A 22,716-nucleotide genomic window follows, 5' to 3' on the forward strand; every position below is an offset into this window, starting at 1 on the left:
CATGTTTTGGGCTGGCCCCCGCGCCCCTGGGTGGGACGGGGCGCAGCCCCTCCCCGAGGGGCGCGGGGAACGGCGCGAGCAACCCCCGCCGGCCCGCACCCGGCTGCCGGCCCGTCTTTCAGGGGCGCGGGGAACTGCGCGGCCAGCCCCCGCCGGGCCGCACCGGCCATCGGCCCGTCAGTCTTCCAACTGCGCCGGCAAGGCGTCCGCGTGGGTCACGATCAGTCCCGACACCGCTCGCGTCAGCGTGACGTACAGGCGGCGCAGCCCCGTCCGTTCGTCCGGCTCGCCGTCCACCACCGCCTGCGGCTCGTCCAGTACCACGTAGTCGTACTCCAGCCCCTTGGCGAGCGACGCAGGCACCAGCGTCAGCCGGGCGGAGGCGGTCGTCTCCTCGCCGGGCGCGAGGTAGGGAAGGCCCGCCTTCACCAGCGCCTCGGCCAGCACCGGCACCCGCCCGTCGGCGGCGATCAGCCCCACCGACCCCTCCCGCGCGAGCAACTCCTCGCAGGCGTCGACCACTTCGGCGACGACGTCGTTGTCGGAGTCGGCGTTCGCTCCGGTCCGGCGGACCTCGAAGAAGCCCGGGTTCTCCCGGACCGACGCCACCGGCGCCAGCCCCGGCGCGATGTGCGGCAGCAGCCGGGACGCGTACGTGATCACGTCCGTCGGGACGCGGAAACCGGCCGTCAGCTCCTCCACCACCGCCTCCGACTTGCCCAGGTGGGCGAGGGCTTCCTCCCAACTCCTCGTCGCCCAGGGCGTCGTGCCCTGCGCCAGGTCGCCCAGGACCGTCGCCGAGCCGGTCGTGCAGCGCCGGCCCACCGCCCGGTACTGCATCGGGGAGAGGTCCTGCGCCTCGTCCAGGACGACATGCCCGAGCGAGTGCGTGCGCTGGACCAGGTCGGTCGCCTCGTCGATCAACACGGCGTCCGCGGCGGCCCACTTGACGGACTTCACCGACCGGACGGGTTTCGCCCAGCGGACCGTCTCCTGCTCGTCCTCGCTGAGGACGCCCTCCGCGTGCAGCGCCAGGAAGTCCGCGTCCGAGAGCAGCCGGAAGACCAGCTTCGCCGGGTCCACCGGCGGCCAGATCGCCTTGACCGCCGCCTTCACCGCGGGGTTGCGGGCGACGGCGTCCTGCACCCGGTCGTCCGGCGCCTCGCCGGCCCGTTCCATCTGCACCAGCACGGCGTGCGCGATGCGCTGCGGCAGAGCCTCGCGGGCGGCGCCGTACCGGATGTCCCGGTCCAGCAACTCCTGGACGATGGCGGTCAGTTCGTACTCCGGTACGCGCCAGCGCCGGGAACCGCGGACCACCACGACCTGCTCGGTGGGCAGGGTCACCTGCGCGCGGACCGCCCGGCGCAGCACCTCGGCCATCCGTGCGTCGCCCTTGACGACGGCGGTCGCCGCCTCGTCCGTGCCGCGCACCTCGACGTGGGCGACCAGGTCGGCGACCGTGGCCTGTTTGACCTCCAGCTCGCCCAGCGCGGGCAGCACCTGCTCGATGTAGTGAAGGAAGGAGGCGTTCGGCCCGATGACGAGGGTGCCGGTGCGGGCGAGGCGGTCGCGGTGGGCGTACAGGAGGTAGGCGACCCGGTGCAGGCCGACGGCCGTCTTGCCGGTGCCGGGACCGCCCTGCACACAGACCGTGCCGCCCAGACCGGACCGTACGATCTCGTCCTGTTCGGGCTGGATCGTCGCGACGATGTCGCGCATGGGGCCCACGCGCGGGCGTTCGATCTCCCGCTGGAGCAGCTTGCTGGTGGCGGCGGTCTCGGCGGGGTCGGAGAGGTGCTCGTCCTCGTACGCGGTGAGGTCGCCGCCGGTGTAGCCGAAGCGGCGGCGCAGCGCGATGTCCATCGGGGTCTTCTTGGACGCCCGGTAGAACGGCTGGGACACCGGGGCGCGCCAGTCGATCACCATCGGGTCGCCGCCGGCGTCGTGCACGTGCCGGCGTCCGATGTAGAAGCGTTCGCCCTCGGCGCCCTCCGCCTGCTCGGCGCCCGGGGCGTGCAGGTAGTCGAGGCGGCCGAAGAAGAGCGGGGTGTGGGAGAGGTCGGCGAGGGCCTTGATGCGTTCGTCGATCTGGCGGGTCAGGACCTCCGCGTTGACCCAGTTCGCGGTGACGTCCCGGATGTCGAGGGACTGGACGTCCTCACGCATCGCCCGCAGTGCGGCACGGGAGTCCGCGAGATGGGTGCGTTCACGGGAGAGGGGATCGTCGGACGGCATGGCGGAGTCGGACGGGGTGGACACGGGTGCTGCCTCCGGGCCTGCGGGAACCGCGGGGCCGGGCGGGCCCCGCTGACTGTGGCGGTGAACCGGCCGGTTTCCGTCCGGACGGCGGCGCTCCACGACGGGAGGCGGGCAAGAGCGGAGATCCTAGGCGAGCGGGGGCGTCCGGGGCCAACCGTTTTCCCACCCCGGGCCCCCTAGGGGACGCCCACCCCTACCTCCGGGGTAGAGATCGCCCCCAAGTCGTACGCGCGGGCGACCCAGGCTCGGTCCGCAGGCCGATGAAAGGGGGGCGCGGGCGTTCCACCATGGATGCATGAGTACCGCGACCTTCACCCAGGCCCCCGCCCGCCCCCGTCCGCCGAACGGCGCGACCGCCCTGCGGGGCAGTCACCGTCACCGCGTCGGCGACGCCCTGCGCGCCGTCAAGGTCTTCGCCGGCGCCGCCCTCGGAGTGGTCCTCCTCGGCGAGTACGGCGAGGAGGCCGGCGTACGCCGCCGCTAGCGCTCCGCCGGGGCGCCGACCGGTTAGTTGTCGGCCAGCAGCTCGTCCGCGTCCACGATCCGGTACGCGTAACCCTGTTCGGCCAGGAAGCGCTGGCGGTGGGCCGCGAAGTCCTGGTCGATGGTGTCGCGGGCCACGACCGAGTAGAAGTGCGCCTGGTGGCCGTCCGCCTTCGGACGCAGCACCCGGCCGAGGCGCTGGGCCTCCTCCTGGCGGGAGCCGAAGGTGCCCGACACCTGGATGGCGACCGTCGCCTCCGGCAGGTCGATGGAGAAGTTGGCGACCTTCGAGACGACCAGCACGCTGATCTCGCCCTCACGGAACGCGTCGAAGAGCTTCTCGCGCTGCGCGTTCGACGTCTCGCCCTTGATGACCGGCGCGTCCAGATGCTCGCCCAGTTCGTCGAGCTGGTCGATGTACTGGCCGATGACCAGTGTCTGCATGCCCGCGAACCGCCGGACCAGCGCCTCCGTGACCTTGCGCTTCGTCGCCGTCGTCGCACAGAAGCGGTACTTCTCCTCCGCCTCGGCCGTCGCGTACGCCAGCCGCTCGGAGTCCGTGAGGTTCACCCGGACCTCGACACAGTCGGCCGGCGCGATGTACCCCTGCGCCTCGATCTCCTTCCAGGGCGCGTCGAAACGCTTCGGCCCGATGAGGGAGAACACGTCCGACTCGCGGCCGTCCTCACGCACCAGCGTGGCCGTCAGGCCGAGCCGGCGGCGCGCCTGGAGGTCGGCGGTGAACTTGAAGACCGGCGCGGGCAGCAGATGCACCTCGTCGTAGACGATCAGCCCCCAGTCGCGGGAGTCGAACAGCTCCAGGTGCTGGTAGACACCCTTCCGCTTGGTCGTCAGCACCTGGTACGTCGCGATGGTGACCGGGCGGATCTCCTTGCGCGTACCGCTGTACTCGCCGATCTCGTCCTCGGTCAGACTCGTGCGCTTGACCAGCTCGTGCTTCCACTGCCGGGCCGAGACCGTGTTCGTGACGAGGATGAGCGTGGTGGCCTTCGCCTCGGCCATCGCACCCGCGCCGACCAGCGTCTTTCCGGCGCCGCAGGGCAGCACGACCACACCCGAGCCGCCGTGCCAGAAGTTCTCCACCGCCTGCTTCTGGTAGGGCCGCAGGGACCAGCCGTCCTCGGCGAGCCCGATGGGGTGCGCCTCCCCGTCCACGTACCCGGCGAGGTCCTCGGCCGGCCAGCCGAGCTTCAGGAGCGTCTGCTTGATCTGCCCGCGCTCGGAGGGGTGCACGGCCACGGTGTCCGGGTCGAGCCGGGCGCCCACGAGCGGGGTGATCCGCTTCGAGCGCAGGATCTCCTCAAGGACGGGCCGGTCGGTGGTGGTCAGGACGAGTCCGTGGGCCGGGTGCTTGCTCAGCGTGAGCCGGCCGTAGCGGCCCATCGTCTCCGCGATGTCGACGAGCAGCGCGTGCGGCACCGGATAGCGGCTGTACTGCACGAGCGCGTCCACGACCTGCTCGGCGTCGTGGCCGGCCGCGCGCGCGTTCCACAGCCCGAGCGGTGTCACCCGGTAGGTGTGGATGTGCTCCGGCGCGCGCTCCAGCTCGGCGAAGGGGGCGATGACCCGGCGGCACTCGTCCGCCAGCTCGTGGTCGACCTCCAGGAGCAGGGTCTTGTCGGACTGGACGATGAGTGGACCATTCACGCGCGTCCCCTTCTGCACAGCCGTGCGATGTGCACGGCCAAACGTCCAGTGTGCCTGATGGCCGGGGTGTGCCGCCGCGCTCGCCCGGTGCCCCCGGTCCTGTCCTACTGAATGTCTATTCATTCCAATGAGTGGTGTGAATTCAGATTTACGGCCGCTGCCCCGAAGAATGGCGATCCCGCAGGTCACTGCCGCAGGTCACCGCCCGGTTCGCCGCCCAGGGAGAGCTCACTGTTGTCTCATCACAGCCATGCCCCGCCGCCCGAGCCGCAGTCCGAGACGGCGCCTCCCTCGCAGCCGAGCGCGACCCTCGGTTACTCGCTCTTCGCCACCCGCTGGCTCCAGGCCCCGCTGTACTTCGGCCTGGTGGCCGCACAGGGTGTGTACGTCTACAAGTTCTTCAGAGAGCTGTGGACTTTAATCATCCGGAGCGTGACCGGGCAGGCGAACGAGACGTACGTGATGCTCGCCGTCCTGAAACTGGTCGACGTCGTCATGATCGCCAATCTGCTGATCATGGTGATCGTCGGCGGGTACGAGACGTTCGTCTCGCGCATCGGCCTCCAGGGCCACCGTGACCAGCCGGAATGGCTCTCGCACGTCAATTCCAACGTGCTGAAGGTGAAGCTCGCCACCGCCATCGTGGGCATCTCGTCCGTGCACCTGCTGCAGATGTTCGTGGACGTGCACCACACCTCGCACCACTCGCTGCTGTGGGGGACGGTCATCCACATGGCGTTCATCGCCTCGGCCGCGATCCTCGCGTACATGTCGGGCCCGATGGCGACCCACGGGGAGCGGACGCACAAGGGACACGGACTCGCCCATGCGCTGATGCACGGACAGGGGCAGGCCCACGCACAGGCGCACGGGCAGGGGCATGGGCGGGAGCAGGGGGCCGGGCACGAGCGCGGGCCCGGGTACGCGTATGCCTCCGGTGCCGGGTCCGTGGGCGAGGGCGCAGGGAGGGCGGCCGGCGGGATGACGGGGTCCTCCGTCCCGGCCGAGTTCGCGTTCGCGGCCAAGACCGTGCCGGTCCCACGGATCCCCGTCCCCGTCCCGGGCCCGTCCGTCTCGCAGGCCGCCGCACAGCTCGCCGCACAGGCCGCCACGCCGGCCACCGCTCAGGCCACCGTCCCGATCCCGGTGCAGACGGTCTCCTCCCCGTACGACGCGCACGAGCCCCACGACGTGCACGACGCCACCGAGCCCGGGGTCGAGGCCCGGATCCGTGACGCCCGTTTTCCCGCCCGGAAGCTGCTGGAGGAGTTCGACGAGGAGTACCCCCGGGTGCTCGACCGGGAGGCCGTGTCCCGGCTCGGCAGCCTCGACTTCGTCGCGGCCCGGCGCAACGTGGTGTTCGTCGGCCCGCCCGGCACCGGCAAGACGCATCTCGCCGTCGGCCTCGGCGTACGGGCGTGCCAGTCCGGGCACCAGGTGCTCTTCGCGACCGCGGCGCAGTGGGCCGCGCGGCTGGCGGGGGCCCGGTCGGCCGGCCGGCTCGGCGAGGAACTGGCGGACCTGGACGCCCGCCCGCTGCTCATCGTCGACGAGGTCGGCTACACCCCGCTCGACCCGGACACCGCCCACCTCTTCTTCCAGCTCGTCGCGCACCGCTACGAGCGGTCCTCCCTGATCGTGACCACCGACCGTCCGCTCGGCCGCTGGGAGGAGGTCTTCGGCGGCGCAGCGCCCGCGATGGTCGACCGGCTGGCGCATCACGCGGAGATCGTGCGCCTCGAAGGGGACAGCTACCGCATGCGCCGGGTCACCTCAGCGTGGGCAGAGTGATGTTGTTGATCAGCGGCCCCTCGATGCTGACCCCCTCGGTCACCAGCGGCTCCACGGCGGTCACCGGCAGCGGCAGCGGCAGCGCGGAGCGCGCGGACGGGGTGGTGGCCGGGGCCGCCTGGGGCGCCCGGGCGGCCGTCCGGGCCGCGGCGGCCTGCGGGGCGAGTACGCCGATGAGCAGGGCCGAGGCGATGAGGGCGACCGCGGCGGCGGTGCGCGCGTGGTGGGTACGGCGCTCGGTGCTCGCCGGACTCACGGCGGGCACGGAGGCCGTGGGACAGGCGGGTTGCAGCATGAGGCGGAGGGGACGCATGAGAGCTACGGAACCTTTCGGGTGCTGCTGAGCGGGGCGGGGACCCACTGAGGGGGCCCACGGAGGGGACGGGCCGGACCCGGAATGACCGGGTCCGGCCCGCGGGGCGTACGAGGTGTACAAAGCCCACTGGACGTACGGGGCCCACTGGACGTACGGGGCCCACGGGGCGCACGAGGCCCCCTGGGCGTACGAGGCGAGAAGGGACTTACGGGGTGTGACGGTGACGCGTCGCGCGAAGGCGGCTCAGAACGTCACGCCCCCGCCGAGATCGATGCCGATCGCCGCGGCCTGTGAGGCGAGTGCGCCGAGCAGCGCGGCGGTACCGATCAGGACGGTGGCGACACGACGGGCAGTACGCATGGGGTTCCCTCTTCTTCACATGGGTTCGTTGCGTGAGCAGGACGCCCAGTGGCTGCCCAGCGGCCGGCGCGGGAATGCCGGAGGGCCCACAAGGTCCCTCATGGGTGGGAAGCCTCCGGCGTGGCGCGCATGAACCGCCGTCTACACCCGCACGAGTGAGGCGGCGTCCGGCGGGCGAGGGCGCGCGACTCAGGCCTGGTCGTCCGCCAGTTCCGCCACACCCGTCACCCGGTGCAGGGGATACGTCCGGACCTCGTCCGCGGTGTGGTCGTACGCCGTGACGAAACCGCCCTCCACCCGCACGGGGGCGATGACGCGCTGGCTGGCGGCGCCCTCGGCGTTCACGTAACCGATCCACAGGGTGCCGCCGGTGAGGACCGCGGCCTGCATGGTGGCGAGGGTCTCGGCAGAGGTGGTGCGCGGCAGCGTGCCGTTGCGCCCGCCACCGGACGAGCCGGGGGAGCCGGAGCCGGAGCCGGTGGAGGATTCGGCGGAACCGGAACCGGAACCGGAGGCGGACGGCTTGCGCGGTGTCGTGGAGGCCAGGTCGCCCGCGCGGATGGCCCGGATCGCGGCGCCCAGCAGAGTGGTGTCGGGGGCCGGCGGACCGTCGGGGACCGGCTCGGGCGCCGTGCGCGGGGGCGTGCGGTGCGCGAGTGCGCGGGTGATCAGCACATCGCCCTCGGCGGACTCGGCGGCCGGCGCGAAGCCCATCGCGCGCAGCCCTTCGAGGAGGGTGGCCGGGTCGGCCTGGGCGGCCAGCACCGTGGGCGCGAGGCGGCGCAGCCGCAGCCCCTGCGCACGCTTGTCGGCGATGATCTCGTTCAGGACCGCGTCGTCGTCGCAGCGCACGTACGCCGACGCCGCGCCGATCCGCAAGTGACCGTGCCGGCGGGCCACGTCGTCGATCAGGTAGGCGAGCGGCTGCGGCACCGGCGTACGGGAGTGGGCGGTGAGGAACGCCTGGAGGTCGGAGGCCGAGCGGCCCGCGTCCAGGGCGCGCCGGACCGAGCCCGGGGTGAAGCGGTAGACCGTCGCCCCGCCCTTCGACTCCACGTCCGCGAGGACGTCCAGCACGTCGGCCAGCGGACGGCGCAGCGGACCCGGGGCCACCGCCGTCAGGTCCGCCTGGAGCAGGACGTGGTCGAGGGGTTCGGGAAGGAGCGGCGCCAGCAGCCGGCCGGCCAGGGCGGCGGCGGAGGCCACCTCGGCGGGGGAGCGGGGTTCCGGCGAGGGCACCGGGTGGTGGAGGTGCCGGTGATGGACGGGGAGCTTGTCGCCGGGTCCGGTGGCGGGCGCGGGGGCGGTTGCACCGGGCGGCGCCCCCATGAGCGCCCGTCCGTGTGCGGACAGCGCGCCTCTGCCGGTGATCCCCAGGGACTCGGCCTCGGTCAGCGTCCACCGGGCGATCCGCGAGCGCAGATCGTCCGAGGAGGCGGCGCCGCGCAGGGCGCGCTCCCAGTGGAGGCGGGCCACGAGGGCGTCGGGGGACGCGGAACCGCCCTCGGGCAGCGCGGCGAGCAGCGCGAGGACCCGGTGCCGGACCTCGGGCGCCGCCGAGCGGTCGAGTCCGGGGCCCAGCGCCGCCAGCGTGCGCTCCTTGGTGTCGCGTCCGCCGACCACGCCCGCCGTACGGGTCGCCGACAGCCATGCCGTGGCCAGCCGCGTCCAGCGGTCGGCCGCCGGGAGCTCCAGCCACTCGTCGTAGGCGGGCGTCGCCGCGTACCGCTCGTCGGCCTCGCCGTCCGTGGCCAGCAGGCCCGCCGCGTAGGCGAGTTCGACCCAGAAGGCGGCGGCCTGCTCCGGTACGTCGAGGGCCACGGCCGTCCGCTTCAGGTCGCGCACGCTCAGACCGCCCGCGCGCAGCACGGACGGACCGCCCTCGTCCCAGTCCTTCAGCAGTTCCTCGACGGTGGCGAGCGCCGTGTACGCCTGTCCGGCCGCCGTGCTGTCCACAACCTGTGGACGGTGTACGGAGGTCGCCTCGACCGGCGGAGGAAGCGGTTCCGTCCGCTGGTGCGCCCGCCCCGCACGCAGATGGAGGGCCACCTCGCGGGGCAGTACGACCGTGCCGGGCGCCGTCGGCAGCAGCAGTCCGCGGTCGAGGAGCCAGCGCAGCCGGGTCGCCGGATCGGCGGTCACCTGGCCGTACGGCGGCCCCCAGACCAGCCGCGCAAGGACTTCGAGGGAGTCCGGCGGGGCGGAGCCGAGCAGGTCGGACATCCGGGCGCGGTCGGTGAAGAGCCCGGTCAGCGACTCCACCGCGGACACCGCGTCGTGGGTCGTGGGCAGCCCGGCCGCCGTCAGCAGTTCCTGGATACGGCCCGGGGACATGCCCGTGGTGGCCTCCGCGACCGTCGGGCCGAGCCCCGTCGGGGAGGGGTGCTGCGGCGAGGGCGCGAGCAGTTCGCGGGCCGTGCGCACCAGCCGGAGCCGGTCGTCCGAGCCCCACACCAGGGCCTGCTCACGCAGGACGGCCACGGCGCGCGGGAGCGCCTCGACGACCGCCGGATCGCCCGCGTCGCCCGCCAGCAGGGCCTGGAGCGTGCCGTACGGCGCCGGTTCCGGGGCCACGGCCAGCGCCTCCGCGGTCTGCAGGGCGAACCGGTCCAGGCGCTCCAGGGCCCGGATCACGGAGGCCCGCGTACCGGCCCGGGCGGCCAGCTGGGTCAGGTCGGTCGGTACGGGGGTGATGAGGTCGGGGCGGGCCCGCAGCAGCGCGGACAGGGAGGAGTCGTCGCGGGCCCGCAGGTCCTCCGCGAGGGAACGAGGGTGCGCCCCGGCGGGGGCGGGCTCCTCGGTGGACGCCCCGCCGGGCTCCTCTGACGACTGCTCCTGGACGCTCATCCGATCCACGGTAGCGGGTGGGCCCCCGCCGCCGTTCCCGTCGGCGTGCGCCGCGGCCGTGCCGGGGCCCGCCACCGGCGGCGGGCGCGGTACCGTCGGTCGCACGGGAAAAGGCAACGTGGGCGTCCCGGAGGGGACTTCGTGGGGATCGAGAGCGACCAGCTCGTATTCGACTATCTGAGCCGGGTGGGCGACCTGGCCCAGCAGAGGCAGCTGCCGTCGGGGACACGGATGCGGCTCGTGTCCGAGCTGCGCGGGGAGATCGACCGGCGCCGGACGAAGGCGACCCTCGACAGCCCGGCCGCGGTGCGCCGCATCCTGGACCGCATCGGCACCCCCGAGTCGGTGGTCGCCGCCGCCAACTCCCGGACCGAGGGCAGCGCGGGCACGGGGGCCGGCACGGACCGGAGTGCCGGTGCGGACCCGTCCCCGCCGAAGCGGTCCGCCGTGCCCTCCCCGCGCGCGGAACCGGCGGCCCGTCCGGGGCGTCTGCGCCGCGCGGTGCCCCGGCCGCGTGCCGCCAGTCCCGAGGTCGCCGAGTCGGAGTCGACGGGCATGGTCGGCTCGCCGCCCACCCCGCCGCACCTCGCCAGCACGGAGGAGCTGGGCACCGGGCCCCAGCCCGACTGGTGGCGGGTGGAGAGCGGCCCGTTCGGGGCGACGGACAGCGTGCCGGGGTTCACGGGCGGCGTCGAGATCCCGGAGCTGTTCAAGCCGCCGGTCGACGAGACCGATGAGCCCGGCAAGCCCGGCAAGGACGCCAAGGAAGGTGATCCCGAGCCGAAGTCCGCGGCGCCGGAGGTCGTCGAGGTACCCGTACCGGCCGGGCGCGTACGCCGTCGCTTCGTACCCCGCCTGCGCCCCCTCGGCGCCGGGGGAGGCTGGTCCAACCCTCTCCTCCTGCTCGCCGCCGCCCTCCTCGTCGCGGGCGCGGTCATCGGCAACCTCGTCATGCTGGGTCTCGGCTGGCTCATCGCCTACCTCTCGCGCCGCCTGAGTCCCACCGAGGCGAAGTGGGCCGTCCTCGTGGTGCCCGGCATCGTCGCCTCGGGGGGCATCGTCTGGATCTGGGGCCGTTCGCAGGGGCGCTGGGGGGAGCCGATCGCGCAGGACGGGATGAGCGACGCGATCGCCGGGACCTGGCCGTGGGTGCTGCGCGGTGCGGCTGTCGCTTCGGCGCTGTATCTGGTGTGGCGGTCGCAGCGCCGGAAGTGACGGTGCGCGCGAGGTGGGGCGGGGTGTGTCGGGTGCGGGTGCGGGTGCGCTGTGGCTGGTCGCGCAGTTCCCCGCGCCCCTAAAGGCAGCGGGTCGCGTCCCGCGTCACGGCGCCGGGCCCCCGAAAGCAGCTGGTCGCGTCCCGCGTTCCGCGTCACGGTCCCGGGCCTCTGAGAGCAGTGGGCACAATGGGTTATATGACTTCTCGTGTGTTGACCGTCGGGTTTGACCTTGACATGACCCTTATCGACTCCCGGCCCGGGATCCGGGCCTGTTATCAGGCGCTTTCCGTGCGCACGGGGACCTTCATCGACGCCGATCTCGCCGTCACCCGGCTCGGACCGCCGCTCGCGGAGGAGTTGGTCAACTGGTTTCCGGCCGAGGAGGTCCCGGCCATGGCGGACGTCTACCGCGAGATGTACCCCACGCACGCCATCGCCCCGACGCCCGCGATGGCCGGCGCCCGCGAGGCGATCGAGGCGGTACGGGCCGCCGGGGGCCGGGCGATCGTCGTGACCGCCAAGTACGAGCCCAACGCCAAGCTGCATCTCAGCCATCTCGGCATCGACGCCGACGCGGTCATCGGCGACCTGTGGGCCGAGCGCAAGGCGGAGGCCCTGCGCGAGTACGACGCGGGCGTCTACGTCGGCGACCACACCGGCGACGTACGCGGCGCGCGGACCGCGGGAGCGCTGTCCGTCGCGGTGGCCACCGGCCCGTGCGACGCGGCGGAACTGCGCGCGGCCGGCGCCGACGTGGTCCTCAAGGACCTGCTGGAGTTCCCGAGTTGGCTGGCCACCCGCCATTAGGGAACCGCCGGACGGTCACGAACTTCCGCGTGCCTGCCGGCGGCCGTCGGCGATCGACTGGAACACCCCCGCTCCCGCGATGAGGAATCCGACGCCCATCAACATGCTCAGACCGAACATGTACGTAGGAAAGGGCGTCGTGTCGAGCAGTAGCGGGGCCACGGTGACCAGAGTGGCCACAGCTCCGACGAAGAACACGATGGCACCGGCACGGATGAGTCGTTCTCCGGCCGCGGCGGAATTCGGTTGGGTTTTGTCACGCACTCGACCAGGGTAGTTCCCTGCCCTGAGGAACAATCCGGCGACGTCTTGTCAGCAGCCGCCGGACCATTAGCCTTGGTACCGGCGGGTCCGACGACCCGCTGTAGTGCTGTACGGACCTGTTTCCCGAGCAGTTTCAGCCGAAGTCTTGAAGTCTTTCCGACGCAGTTTCCGACGAGTACGAGGACGAGGACAGACGTGCCTACCGGCAAGCGGTAGCAGGTCACCTAGGCACACATATTCCGCTAGCCTCCCCTCATGACACCCGGTCTGCGCTACCTCGCCTGCCTACGCCTCTCTGCCGACTCGGACGGCTCTACGTCCATCGAGTGGCAGCGTGGCGTGATCCGACACCACGTCAGCTCTCCGCACCTGGCCGGCGTCCTGGTGGGGGAGGCGGAGGACACCGACGTCTCAGGCTCCATCTCTCCGTTCAAGCGTCCGCGACTCGGTAGGTGGCTCACGTCCCGCGCGGAGGAGTTCGACGTGATCATCGCAGCCAAGATGGACAGGCTCACCCGTCGCTCGATGCACTTCAACGAACTCTTGGAATGGGCGCAGCAAAACGGCAAGTACATCGTTTGCGTGGAGGAGGGGTTCGATCTTTCCACCCCCCAGGGCAAGATGATGGCTCGTATGACTGCCGTCTTTGCTGAGGCCGAGTGGGACACGATCCAGGCACGCATCCTGAACGGCGTACAGAGCCGTTTGGAGAACCGTTCGTGGCTCACGGGCGCTCCACCTACCGGCTATCGCATCAAAGCCGTAGAAGGAGGCAAGAGGAAGGTTCTGGAGATTGACCCGGCCTTCCACCCCCACGTGGAAGAGATTTTCTCTCGTGTCCGTGAGGGTCAGTCCACACACAGGATTGCCCGAGACTTCAACGGTCGTGGCGTACTCACATGGGGAGACCACCTCAGGGCGTTGAAGGGGGAGGAAACCATGGGGACGCAGTGGCAGTCCACCATCATCAATAAGTTCATCCGCTCCTCATGGGTTCCCGGTATCTACGCCTATAAGGGCGAGGCTGTCTTGGATGAACAGGGAGAGCCGGTCATTCTCCCAGAAAAGCCTCTCGCGTCCATGGACGAATGGGCAGACCTTGTCGACAGGATCAAACCGTCCCCCAAACCTGTAGGGGCGGTAAGCCGAACAGGTGCGAAGAGCCTGCTCGCTGGTATCGCTCGGTGCGGTGAATGCGACGCGCCGGTTTCCTCGCTGCTCGGCTCAGGTCACACCAGGAAGGACAACACGAAAGTTCCTGGTCACAGGTACTACCGCTGCTCCAACAAGTTCAAGGGAGGCGACTGTTCAACAGGTCTCTACATCCGTGCTGACGTGCTTGATGCATGGGTTGACCAGGAGATTCGGGGGAGCGTAGGCACGTGGGAAATGCACGAGCGTGCCGGTACGGGACCTAGCCAGGCAAGGGAACTCCAGGACGCAAAAGCACGGCTGGATAACCTGGAAGCAAAGTACATCGCAGGAGAGTACGACGGGGAGGGACAGGAAGATTCGTACATGCGAATGCACAAGAGTCTTTCGGCAAAGGTGGCCCTACTGGCCAAGCAGGAAGCGGACAGGGCTAACCCGACGCTGAAAGCCACGGGTAGGAAGTATGGGGAAGTCTGGGAGTCGAAGGACCAGGAAGACCGTAGGGAATTCCTCCGTGCCTATGGCGTAAAGGTTTGGGTTTGGGATAAGGGGACAGACGGGAAAGATAAGGGAATGGTCATGGATCTGGGAGATATTCAGACCATGGCAAATGAGTTGGCACTTTCCCGCCCCGGAAAGAAGGGGATGACGAGACTGGTCGTCAGCCGCAATGCAGAGAAGTAATGTGGAAGACATTAGCGTACGCTTCTTTGTGAATTTTATCCCCCTACCTTAAATGTTCGGTTTTCAGAACGGGCTACCCCGGTCTTTCGAGCGCGTAGGACTTCCGGGGGGGGGTGCCCCTATGTGTTCGTCAAGGTGCAAGGCCAGTAGGTTCGTGCGGTCGAGGGCGGGCTGAGCCGGAGGGGTGTGCATGAGTGATAGCCAGGTCACGATCAAGCTCACGAGTGACGAGGCCCTGGTGCTGTCGCACTGGCTGGAGAGGCTCCAGATGACGGACCTCAGCCGCGTTGTCGACGATCCGGCGGTCTGGGCGTCGATCCATCGGATCGCCGGAACGCTGGACAAGGCGCTTCCTGAGCTGTTCGCGCCTGACTATGACCAGCGGCTTGAGGCCGCTCGTCAGCGGCTTCGGCCGGAGGACTGACCGAGCGGTCTGGACTCCTCAGCTGGCTGCAGCTGGTTGGGGCTCGTAGAAGGTTCCGTCGCGAAGCATCGCGAAGAGGACGTCGGCCCGGCGTCTGGCGAGGCAGAGCAGGGCCTGGGTGTGGTGCTTGCCCTGGGCGATCTTCTTGTCGTAGTAGGCCCGCGATGCCGGGTCGTCCAGAGCGGCGAACGCGGAGAGGAAAAGAAAGCCCGTTTGAGCTGTTTGTTTCCTCTCCTGGACGGTTGTTCGCCGCGGATGGAGGAGTCCGAGCTCCGGGTCGCCGGGGCGAGTCCCGCGTATGCGGCAAGGGGGCCGGCGGTCGGAAAGGTGCTGCCGTCGCCGACCTCGATCAAGATGCGGGCTCCGGTCCTGACGCCGATCCCCGGCATCGACGTCAGGACTTTCGAAAGAGGGTGGGCCTCCAGGAGTTCCTCGATCCGCCGGGCCAGCAGCGTGCGTTGGTCAAGGACTGCCGCCAGTGATCCGGCCAGGCTCGGGACGATCAGCGCGGCCGCGTCGGTCCCCGGAACGGTCACGGTCTGCTCGTCTAACGCGTCGAAGATCTCATCAACCAGCCGCTCGGCCATCCGCGGGGCCTTCGGCCGCAGTAGCGTGACCAGCCGCCGACGGCCCGCCTTGCGTATCTGTGCCGGGGACCCGAACCGCTCCAGCAGCGTGAGGACGGCCGGGTGCTGCAAGCGCGGCCCCAGCACCCGTTCCAGCGAGGGATGGATCTGGGTCAGCAGGCCGTGCAGCCGGTTCGCGACCCGGGTGGCCTCGCCGGCCAGGTCGTCGTCGAACCCGACGATCATCTCCAACTCGGCAACCGTCTCGTCCTCCCCGTCGATCGCCCGCAGCGTGTGGGGCATTGCGCGGGCCGCGTCGGCGATGATGAACGCATCCCTCGCGTCGGTCTTCGCCTCACCTGGGTAGAGGTCGGCGATCCTCCGCATCGTCAGGCCGGGCAGGTAGGCGACCGGGCAGCCCATGTTCCGCGCAACCGCCAGGGGAAGAGCCCCGATCGAGGCCGGCTGATCGACCACGACCAGCACCGTCCCGTGCTTGGTCTTCAGCTTGGCGAACAGCTCGCGGAGCTTGGGCTCAGTGTTGGGCAGGCGCTTGTCGAACGCCTTCTTCCCGGCCGGGGTGACGGCGGTGGCGTGGTGTTCGCCCTTGCCGACGTCCAGGCCGAGGAAGACGTCGATGTCGCCGGTGTCGATCACGTGCAGGCCCCTCCATCACGCTTTCGTCCGACCTTGCCTGGGCACCGAGCTGCCACATCCACGTTACGGAGAGCTCTTCCGGCTCGGGTGAAACCGGTGCTCAAGCCCCTCATCAGCGGTCCGTCGATGCCTCCGGGCCCGGTGACACCACCCCCCGGATCATGAACAACAAGGGGGAGAAGTCATGCCGGACCCGAAGGCCGGAGGCTCCATGCGGAGCCTCGAAAACGGTAACGGGGGGCAGTAGCCCGAACCTCTGTACGGCTCGTTAGGAGCCCGAGGCGACCGAGCCCTGTCCCAGGGATGATGTAGAGCCGTCCCTCCTCGGTGAGAGCTGCTACCTGGGGCCATACCGGCTCGTCCCTGAGGGTCTACACGGTCGACCGGTACGGGGAAGCGATCCTGATACCTGCATTCGCCCTCTGGCTTCGACGGGTTGGCGCACTCGCCCTGTGGTTGTGCGCGCTGCGCCCGTGCCCGAGCGGGGAAGCGGCGGTGACTCGCTGACTCGTTCCGTGTACCGCTTCGTTGAACACACGATTCGTCACGCATCCGAGGGCGGCGTGATCTTGTGGACCACGAGGAAAGTACTGAGCTGGATGCATTCAGAAGCCTCTACTGGATAGTTCGGCCAGACATGCCGGAAATGTCCCGGAGGAAATGAAAGCGCTTCGCTTCTCCATTCGATTGGTTAACGGTCGATCAGTTGCCACCAGATGGTTTTTGGTAGACCGATGCTATGAGGCGAGTTATGAGGCGCTTCCTATGCCGGTAGGGAACGCCAGGGAGGGGAGCGGTTCATGGCGGTCATCGGATACAAGCGGGTCGGCATCAAGGCTCAGGACGCGCAGCTTCAGGAGGATGCTCTGAGTGCGGCCGGTTGCTCCAAGCGAAGAATGCGGAGCGCCCGGGTCTCTCACGGGAACTCTCTCCGGTGCCTACTCTCCGACAGGGGAGGGCAAGTTCTTCTTCGCCGTGATGGCTGCCTTTGCTGAGTTGGAGCGAGACATGATCATTGAGCGCACGCACGCCGGACTGGCGGCAGCCAAGGCGCAGGAGCGTGTGGGTGGGCGCCCGTCCGTCATCACTGAGGACGTGCTGACTGTCGCCAAGGCTCGTAAAGCCAAGGGGGAGAGCATCACTGCCATTGCCAAGGCGCTTGAAGTCTCCCGCGCGACGCTCTACCGGCACATCGGGTAGCCCCAACGGTCCCTCTGCGCCCCTGCCTTCACTAGGTGGGAGCTCAGTCTTGTTTTCAGGCGTGATTAAGCCCGTGTGTCGGTGGGGAGAGCCTCGGTAGGCTGTTCAGCGGCATTCTGACAAGCGTCCGGCCCCGTCCGGGACCGATCGAGGGAGCGTGTGCTTTGCCGACTGGCAAGGTCAAGTGGTTCAACAGCGAGAAGGGCTTCGGCTTTCTCTCCCGCGACGACGGCGGCGACGTCTTCGTCCATTCCTCGGTCCTGCCCGCCGGAGTCGATGTTCTCAAGCCGGGGCAGCGGGTGGAGTTCGGTGTGGTCGCCGGACAGCGCGGTGACCAGGCACTCTCGGTGACGCTCCTGGACCCCACGCCGTCGGTCGCGGCCGCCCAGCGCCGCAAGCCGGATGAACTGGCCTCCATCGTCCAGGATTTGACGACCCTCCTGGAAAACATCACCCCGATGCTGGAGAGGGGCCGCTACCCCGACAAGGCATCGGGCAAAAAGATCGCAGGCCTCCTGCGCGCGGTCGCGGACCAACTGGACGTGTAACGCCGTCAGGGCTGCGCCCCTCAGGGGCGCAGCCCCGTCAAGGGGCGCGGGGAACTGCGCGCCCAGCCCTCACCGGACCCGCACCCGAAGCCCGTGCCGCTTACAGCTCATCCCGCTGGGGAAACCCCAGCGCCCCCGGCGCGAGCGCCGGCACAAGCCCTTCCGCCGCCGCCCGCGTGAGAAGCCCGCGCACCGCCGCGTACCCGTCCTCACCGAGGTCCGCCGTGAACTCGTTGACGTACAGCCCGATGTGCTGATCGGCGACCGCCGCGTCCATCTCCTGCGCGTGCTCCATCACATACGCCCGCGAGGCCTCGGGATCGTCCCAGGCGGCCCGCACGGACGCCCGCGCGGACTCGGCGAGCAGCCGAAGCGTGGCCTCGCCCAGCGCCCGCCTGGCGATGATCGCGCCCAGCGGGATCGGCAGGCCCGTCGTCGACTCCCAGTGCTCGCCCATGTCCGCGAGCTTGTGCAGACCGTAGTTCTGGTATGTGAAACGGGCCTCGTGGATGACCAGTCCGGCGTCCACCTTCCCGTCCCGTACCGCGGGCATGATCTCGTGGAACGGCATGACCACGATCTCGCCGACCCCGCCGGGAACGGTGTCCGCGGCCCACAGCCGGAACAGCATGTACGCGGTCGACCGCTCGCTCGGCACGGCGACCGTGCGGCCGGTGAGGTCCACGCCCGCCTCCCGCGTGAGGACCAGCGGCCCGCAGCCGCGCCCCAGGGCGCCCCCGCAGGGCAGCAGGGCCCACTCGTCCAGGACGTACGGCAGGACGGCGTACGACACCTTCAGGACGTCGAACTCGCCGCGTTCGGCCATGCCGTTGGTGATGTCGATGTCCGCGAAGGTCACGTCGAGCGCGGGCGCCCCCGGGAGCCGGCCGTGCGCCCAGGCGTCGAAGACGAAGGTGTCGTTCGGACAGGGCGAGTACGCGATCTTCAGTGGCTGCGAGGACGGCGAGGTCTGCGAGGTCTGCTGCGAGGGTTCAGTGGGTGACGTCATGTGGGTTCCAACTCTCCAGTACGGGCGCAAGCTTCCCGAAGGCCCCGGTGAGTGCCGCGAGGGCCTCGCCGATCCGCCAGGCGGCGCGGTCCCGGGGGCCCACGGGATTGGACACGGCGCGGATCTCCAGGACGGGGAGTCCGTGTGCCGCGGCGGCCTCCGCCACCCCGAAGCCCTCCATGGCCTCGGCGAGCGCGCGCGGGTGGCGCCGGCGCAGTTCCACCGCGCGCGCGGCGCTGCCGGTCACCGTGCTGACCGTCAGGACGGACCCCTGACCTGCCCCGGTGACGGCCGCGATCTCTCGTACGAGTGAATTCGGCGGCCGGTGCGTGACGTTTCCGAACCCCAGTTCGGTGACCGGGACGAATCCTTGGGCGGTCTCGGCGCCGAGGTCCGCGACCGTGATCTCGTCGGCGAGGACGAGCGAGCCGACGGGCGCTTCGGGCTGGAACCCGCCGCCGATACCGGCGGAGACGACCATGTCGTACGGCTCACCGCCCAGCGCGGCCGAGCTGAGCGCGGCGGCGGTCGACGCGCCGGCCGCGGCCGGTCCCACGCCACCGGCGAGCAGATCGAGCACGAGGCGGTCGCGGGCATCCGCGGGCGCGGGCAGCGACACCCTGCTCAGGGCCGCTCCCGGAACCGCGTGCGCCGTCGCCGGGGCCGTGAACGCCGCGGCCACCGCGTCCCGTTCGGCGGGGACGGCGGTGGTTACGAGGACACGCATGAGCGGCGCTCCCTGAGGACCGGGCGGCTCAGCGACGGCTCAGGCGTCCGCGTTCTCAAGCTTGAGGTTCCAGACACCCTGCACCTGCGTTCCGGCCTTGTTCTGCTGGACGACGCTGATGTAGATCGTCTTCGGGGCGGCCTGGCCCGACTGCTCGGCGAAGAGGTCGACGCCCTCGAAGGCGTAGTAGGTCTTCTTGAAGGGGGAAGTGACCTGCTGGCCGTTGAGCCACAGGGCCCAGCCCTCGTCGGCGATCTCCGGGTCGACGCCGATGCGCAGCGTCTCACCCTGCGAGACGCTGATCGTGTCGGAGGACTTCTTGAGGGCGCACTTGGTCGCTTCCTCCTTGCCGATGGTCTTGCCGTCCTCGTAGCACTCGGCCTCGACGCTGACCGAGTTCTTGCCGACCGTGACCGTGGCCATCGGCGTCGGCTTGTCGCAGGCGGACAGCACGAGAAGTCCGGCGGAAACGGCACTTGCGGCGGCGACGGCGCGGCGACGGCGCGCAAGGGGACGCTGGGAGCTCATGGCCGAAGGTTATCGGGCGGGTCGCGCGGCCCGGCCATGTGGGTGGGGTACGCGGCGTGCCGCGGGCCCGGATCACTCCGCTGAGCAGGTGGCGACCGGACGGAGACCGCTTGGTGACCGGACGGCGGGCGGACGGGACAGGACGGTTCGGCGCCAGTGTGGGCATGGTCCGGGCGGCTCAGGCCAGGTGCGCGTGCTGCCGGCCGCCGTGCCGGGCCGCGCTCAGCAGTCCGCGGACCGTGGTGAGCCAGCCGAGCGCGATGATGGCGGCGGCCACCGCCATCCCGAGCGTGCCGATGAGCGGCAGCGCGATGCCGATCGCCCCGCCGACCACCCAGGCCATCTGGAGGAGCGTCTCCGAGCGGGCGAACGCCGACGTCCGCACCAGTTCCGGTACGTCCCGCTGGATCAGCGCGTCCAGGGACAGCTTGGACAGCGCCTGGGCGAACCCGGCGAACGCGGCGAGCACCGCCACCAGGAGCACTCCGAAGAACACCGCCGCCGTGATGGCCACGCCGAGCACCACCGCGACCACGGTGACGATGATGAGCTCCGGCGCCCGGGATCTCAGGGCCGCCCCGACCGTCGTGCCCAGCGCGTTGCCCACGCCCGCCGACACGCCCACGATGGTCAGTGAGACCGCCGCGCTGGCGCCCGCGAGGGGGTGTTCGCGCAGCAGGAACGCCAGGAAGAAGATCAGGAACCCGGAGAGGCCGCGCAGCGCGGCGTTCGCGGCGAGCGCGTGCGTGACCGCCGTGCCGACCGTGCGCAGCCCCGGGCGCTTGGGCTGCTTGAGGTGCGGCCCGTGCAGATGCTGCTCGTCCGCGGCGAGCAGGGCCTTGTCCTCGCCCTTGGCCGAGTCGACCTTGTGCGGCAGGGAGAACGACAGGAACGTACCCGCGACGAAGATCAGGAAGGCGCCGTAGAGCGGATAGCGGGGGCCGAGGGCCTGGAGGCCCGCGCCGATCGGGGCCGCCACGCCCGTTGCCAGCAGGCCGCCGAGCGTGACCCGCGAGTTCGCCTTGACCAGGGAGAACGCGGGTGGCAGGAGCCGGGGCACCACGGCGCTTCTGACCACGCCGTACGCCTTCGAGGCCACCAGGACGCCGAGGGCCGCCGGATACAGCTCGATGCTGCCCGTGACGACCGCGCCCGACAGCAGCAGCGCCATGAACGCGCGCGCCATGAACGCGCCCGCCATCGCGGCGCGCCGGCCGTGCGGGAGGCGGTCCAGGAGGGGGCCGATGACCGGGGCGAGCAGCGTGAACGGGGCCATCGTGATCGCCAGGTAGAGCGCGACACGGCCGCGGGCCTCGTCCGTCGGGACCGAGAAGAAGACCGTCGAGGCGAGCGCGACGGTGATCAGCATGTCGCCGGCGCCGTTCACCCCGTGCAGTTCGATCAGTTTGCCGAGGCCCGACTCGCCCGCGCCGTGGGCGTGTGTCGCCTTTCTGATGCCTCTCGCCGTACCGCTGAACGGCAGGTGCAGGGCATGGCCGACGGAACGGACGGCCCCGCGCACCGGGCCCGATCCGCTCCTGCGTCCTGCCCCGGCCTCACCGATTCCGGTGGCGCCTTGGGGCGTCCTTGCGGCTGCCACTCCGCAATAGTGCCCCGAGATTGACGGAAGTAGCGCAGTTACCGCCCGTATAGCGGCTGAGTGGGGGCGGTGGATCGGGGGCCGGACGTGCGCGAAGGGCGCTGTGCGCCCCGGCCACAGGCGCCTCGCGCACCCGGCCGCGGGCGTCCCGCGCACCCGGCCGCGGGCGCCCCGCGCACCCGGCCGCGGGCGCCCCGCGCACCCGGTCGGAACGTCCCGTGGACCCGCTCGGAGCGTCCCGTGGACCCGGTCGGCGGAACGCCGCGACAGCATGAAGGCAACGCCGGTGTAGGCCCAGCGCCGACGAGACGGTAGCGTGCGTAGCGCGCCCGCGGCGGTTGTTCTCGGCCGCGCGCCTCTCGGTCATCCCGCAGAATGGATGACGTAGGTGCGCCCGAGTGCGATCGGGCGCGGACGTCGACGCGGCCCTCCGGTCCGCTCCGTCCGCACCCCCGTCGAGGGATGGCGCACTCGTGAGACGGCGTAGGAGAGAAGCGATACCTGTGAGCGCGACAACGCGAAGCCGAACCCCCGACCGTCTGTGTGCCGAGGCCGTGGACCTCGCCCGGGCAGCCGCCGAGGAGGCCGCCGCTCCCGGCGTGGTGGGGGAGCACGCGGGACTGGTCAGCGAAGGGGACCGCGTCGTCACGCACTTCTTCGAGTGCAAGGAGATGGGCTACCGCGGCTGGCGCTGGGCCGTCACGGTGGCCCGCGCCTCACGGGCGAAGGTCGTCACCCTCGACGAGACCGTGCTGCTGCCCGGCACCGACGCCCTGCTGGCACCCGAGTGGGTGCCGTGGAGCGAGCGGCTGCGGCCGGGCGACATGGGTCCCGGGGACCTGCTGCCCACGGACGCGGAGGACCTGCGTCTGGAGCCCGGCTACTCCGGCGAGGACGAGCCCGCTCCGAACGCGCCGATCTCCGAGGAGATGGCCCAGCTGGCCGAGGCGGAGGACGCCGAGATCACGGCGCAGCCGCCGGCCGCGCTGCCGCTCGTGCCGTCCCGCGGGTCGATCGCGTCCGTGGCCGAGGAGCTGGGGATGCGGCGGGCGCGTGTGCTGTCCCGGTACGGGCTGCACATCGCGGCGGACCGGTGGGAGGAGTCGTACGGGGCGAAGACCGCGATGGCGCAGGCCGCGCCCGCGACGTGCGTCAGCTGTGGGTTCCTGAATCCTGTGGGCGGGTCGCTCGGACAGGCGTTCGGGGTGTGTGCGAATGAGTTCTCGCCGGCGGACGGGCGTGTTGTGTCGCTCTCGTACGGATGTGGTGGGCATTCGGAGGCGGCGGTCATGCCTACGCCTGCGCGGCCTGCTCCGCCGGTGATCGATGAGACTCGGGTGGATCCGTTCCCGCTTCGGCCTTCGCCGGATTCCGGGTCCGTGCCGGTGGGGCCGGACGGGTCGTCGGAATACGGCCACAGCTAGCCTGCGGCGCGCGCTCGCCTGAACGCGCGCCCCTCCCCCCCCTTCAAGCCAAAAGACTGCGCAGTTCCCCGCGCCCCTTGGGGTGGCTGGGCCCGGCTGTGATGTGCGGGTGGGTGGGGGCTGGCCGCGCAGTTCCCCGCGCCCCTTAAAGCGGGGCTGCGCCCCAGCCTTTCAGCCCGTCC

18 protein-coding genes and 1 pseudogene are annotated in these 22,716 nt (G+C 70.7%); 9 read left to right on the forward strand and 10 right to left on the reverse strand.

Annotated elements, in window-relative coordinates:
* Positions 1–177: 177 nt before the first annotated feature.
* Positions 178–2,238 carry a HelD family protein gene (locus ACFWGJ_RS24745; RefSeq protein WP_387328378.1) on the reverse strand — a complete coding sequence of 687 codons (2,061 nt, stop codon included), beginning with the start codon at positions 2,236–2,238 and terminating at the stop codon, positions 178–180.
* 319 nt (positions 2,239–2,557) lie between these two features.
* Between ACFWGJ_RS24745 and ACFWGJ_RS24750 the strand changes: the two genes are divergently transcribed.
* Complete coding sequence (locus ACFWGJ_RS24750) at positions 2,558–2,746, forward strand: hypothetical protein (RefSeq protein ID WP_210881115.1); 189 nt, start codon at positions 2,558–2,560, stop codon at positions 2,744–2,746.
* A 23-nt stretch (positions 2,747–2,769) separates the two neighbouring features.
* Here the strand turns inward: ACFWGJ_RS24750 and ACFWGJ_RS24755 are convergent, their stop codons facing one another.
* Positions 2,770–4,413, reverse strand: a complete 1,644-nt coding sequence (locus ACFWGJ_RS24755) for a DNA repair helicase XPB (RefSeq protein WP_387328338.1) — start codon at positions 4,411–4,413, stop codon at positions 2,770–2,772.
* Between the two features lie 234 nt (positions 4,414–4,647).
* On the opposite strand from ACFWGJ_RS24755, the gene istB reads away from it, so the two are divergent.
* Positions 4,648–6,204, forward strand: a complete 1,557-nt coding sequence (istB, locus tag ACFWGJ_RS24760; protein WP_387328341.1) for an IS21-like element helper ATPase IstB — start codon at positions 4,648–4,650, stop codon at positions 6,202–6,204.
* Here istB and ACFWGJ_RS24765 read toward each other — a convergent pair.
* Both ACFWGJ_RS24765 and ACFWGJ_RS24770 read right to left on the reverse strand, forming a co-directional pair.
* Complete coding sequence (locus ACFWGJ_RS24765) at positions 6,182–6,499, reverse strand: hypothetical protein (protein ID WP_387328344.1); 318 nt, start codon at positions 6,497–6,499, stop codon at positions 6,182–6,184. The two genes, istB and ACFWGJ_RS24765, sit on opposite strands and share 23 nt — an antisense overlap.
* Positions 6,500–7,069: 570 nt before the next feature.
* Positions 7,070–9,727: a helicase-associated domain-containing protein gene (locus tag ACFWGJ_RS24770; RefSeq protein ID WP_387328347.1), complete on the reverse strand. Its 2,658-nt coding sequence runs from the start codon at positions 9,725–9,727 to the stop codon at positions 7,070–7,072.
* Between the two features lie 141 nt (positions 9,728–9,868).
* Here ACFWGJ_RS24770 and ACFWGJ_RS24775 point away from each other — a divergent pair, with 141 nt between their 5' ends.
* A complete protein-coding gene (locus tag ACFWGJ_RS24775) occupies positions 9,869–10,942 on the forward strand; it encodes a hypothetical protein (RefSeq protein ID WP_387328350.1) in 1,074 nt (357 codons plus the stop codon).
* 188 nt (positions 10,943–11,130) lie between these two features.
* The gene (locus tag ACFWGJ_RS24780; RefSeq protein ID WP_387328353.1) at positions 11,131–11,751 is read left to right on the forward strand and encodes an HAD family hydrolase; all 621 of its coding nucleotides are present in this window, start codon (positions 11,131–11,133) and stop codon (positions 11,749–11,751) included.
* A 15-nt stretch (positions 11,752–11,766) separates the two neighbouring features.
* Here the strand turns inward: ACFWGJ_RS24780 and ACFWGJ_RS24785 are convergent, their stop codons facing one another.
* Positions 11,767–12,015, reverse strand: coding sequence for a hypothetical protein (locus tag ACFWGJ_RS24785; protein WP_189771853.1), 249 nt, complete (start codon positions 12,013–12,015; stop codon positions 11,767–11,769).
* A 255-nt stretch (positions 12,016–12,270) separates the two neighbouring features.
* Here ACFWGJ_RS24785 and ACFWGJ_RS24790 point away from each other — a divergent pair, with 255 nt between their 5' ends.
* Together ACFWGJ_RS24790 and ACFWGJ_RS24795 are read left to right on the forward strand one after the other, a co-directional pair.
* The gene (locus tag ACFWGJ_RS24790; protein WP_387328356.1) at positions 12,271–13,851 is read left to right on the forward strand and encodes a recombinase family protein; all 1,581 of its coding nucleotides are present in this window, start codon (positions 12,271–12,273) and stop codon (positions 13,849–13,851) included.
* A gap of 190 nt (positions 13,852–14,041) precedes the next feature.
* Positions 14,042–14,275: a hypothetical protein gene (locus tag ACFWGJ_RS24795; protein ID WP_387328359.1), complete on the forward strand. Its 234-nt coding sequence runs from the start codon at positions 14,042–14,044 to the stop codon at positions 14,273–14,275.
* A gap of 18 nt (positions 14,276–14,293) precedes the next feature.
* Here ACFWGJ_RS24795 and ACFWGJ_RS24800 read toward each other — a convergent pair.
* Positions 14,294–15,498, reverse strand: a pseudogene (locus ACFWGJ_RS24800) (IS110 family transposase).
* A 1,008-nt stretch (positions 15,499–16,506) separates the two neighbouring features.
* Here ACFWGJ_RS24800 and ACFWGJ_RS24805 point away from each other — a divergent pair.
* Both ACFWGJ_RS24805 and ACFWGJ_RS24810 read left to right on the forward strand, forming a co-directional pair.
* On the forward strand, positions 16,507–16,698 hold the full coding sequence (locus tag ACFWGJ_RS24805) for a helix-turn-helix domain-containing protein (RefSeq protein WP_381834561.1): 192 nt from the start codon (positions 16,507–16,509) through the stop codon (positions 16,696–16,698).
* A gap of 164 nt (positions 16,699–16,862) precedes the next feature.
* On the forward strand, positions 16,863–17,246 hold the full coding sequence (locus ACFWGJ_RS24810; protein WP_149509302.1) for a cold-shock protein: 384 nt from the start codon (positions 16,863–16,865) through the stop codon (positions 17,244–17,246).
* Positions 17,247–17,346: 100 nt separating this feature from the next.
* Here the strand turns inward: ACFWGJ_RS24810 and ACFWGJ_RS24815 are convergent, their stop codons facing one another.
* The 4 genes from ACFWGJ_RS24815 to ACFWGJ_RS24830 all read right to left on the reverse strand — a co-directional run bounded on the left by ACFWGJ_RS24815 (position 17,347) and on the right by ACFWGJ_RS24830 (position 21,110).
* On the reverse strand, positions 17,347–18,255 hold the full coding sequence (locus tag ACFWGJ_RS24815) for a 1,4-dihydroxy-6-naphthoate synthase (RefSeq protein ID WP_387328363.1): 909 nt from the start codon (positions 18,253–18,255) through the stop codon (positions 17,347–17,349).
* The gene (locus ACFWGJ_RS24820) at positions 18,239–18,982 is read right to left on the reverse strand and encodes a futalosine hydrolase (protein ID WP_387328366.1); all 744 of its coding nucleotides are present in this window, start codon (positions 18,980–18,982) and stop codon (positions 18,239–18,241) included. The genes ACFWGJ_RS24815 and ACFWGJ_RS24820 overlap by 17 nt, the downstream gene beginning before the upstream one ends.
* A gap of 39 nt (positions 18,983–19,021) precedes the next feature.
* Positions 19,022–19,510 carry a hypothetical protein gene (locus ACFWGJ_RS24825; protein ID WP_387328369.1) on the reverse strand — a complete coding sequence of 163 codons (489 nt, stop codon included), beginning with the start codon at positions 19,508–19,510 and terminating at the stop codon, positions 19,022–19,024.
* 178 nt (positions 19,511–19,688) lie between these two features.
* Entirely contained in the window at positions 19,689–21,110 is a 1,422-nt protein-coding gene (locus tag ACFWGJ_RS24830) for an MFS transporter (RefSeq protein ID WP_387328372.1), read from the reverse strand.
* A gap of 503 nt (positions 21,111–21,613) precedes the next feature.
* On the opposite strand from ACFWGJ_RS24830, the gene ACFWGJ_RS24835 reads away from it, so the two are divergent.
* On the forward strand, positions 21,614–22,534 hold the full coding sequence (locus tag ACFWGJ_RS24835) for a DUF3027 domain-containing protein (RefSeq protein WP_387328375.1): 921 nt from the start codon (positions 21,614–21,616) through the stop codon (positions 22,532–22,534).
* Positions 22,535–22,716 lie beyond the last annotated feature (182 nt).

It is taken from the genome of Streptomyces sp. NPDC060205 (genome assembly GCF_042728395.1).
Taxonomy (GTDB): domain Bacteria; phylum Actinomycetota; class Actinomycetes; order Streptomycetales; family Streptomycetaceae; genus Streptomyces.

Coding starts and splice junctions, on each gene's coding strand:
- ACFWGJ_RS24765 (WP_387328344.1), bottom strand. CDS start 6,499: ATGCTGCAACCCGCCTGTCCCACGGCCTCCGTGCCCGCCGTGAGTCCG.
- ACFWGJ_RS24770 (WP_387328347.1), bottom strand. CDS start 9,727: ATGAGCGTCCAGGAGCAGTCGTCAGAGGAGCCCGGCGGGGCGTCCACC.
- ACFWGJ_RS24795 (WP_387328359.1), top strand. CDS start 14,042: ATGAGTGATAGCCAGGTCACGATCAAGCTCACGAGTGACGAGGCCCTG.
- ACFWGJ_RS24815 (WP_387328363.1), bottom strand. CDS start 18,255: ATGACGTCACCCACTGAACCCTCGCAGCAGACCTCGCAGACCTCGCCG.
- ACFWGJ_RS24790 (WP_387328356.1), top strand. CDS start 12,271: ATGACACCCGGTCTGCGCTACCTCGCCTGCCTACGCCTCTCTGCCGAC.
- ACFWGJ_RS24825 (WP_387328369.1), bottom strand. CDS start 19,510: ATGAGCTCCCAGCGTCCCCTTGCGCGCCGTCGCCGCGCCGTCGCCGCC.
- ACFWGJ_RS24780 (WP_387328353.1), top strand. CDS start 11,131: ATGGGTTATATGACTTCTCGTGTGTTGACCGTCGGGTTTGACCTTGAC.
- ACFWGJ_RS24750 (WP_210881115.1), top strand. CDS start 2,558: ATGAGTACCGCGACCTTCACCCAGGCCCCCGCCCGCCCCCGTCCGCCG.
- ACFWGJ_RS24805 (WP_381834561.1), top strand. CDS start 16,507: ATGATCATTGAGCGCACGCACGCCGGACTGGCGGCAGCCAAGGCGCAG.
- ACFWGJ_RS24820 (WP_387328366.1), bottom strand. CDS start 18,982: ATGCGTGTCCTCGTAACCACCGCCGTCCCCGCCGAACGGGACGCGGTG.
- ACFWGJ_RS24745 (WP_387328378.1), bottom strand. CDS start 2,238: ATGCCGTCCGACGATCCCCTCTCCCGTGAACGCACCCATCTCGCGGAC.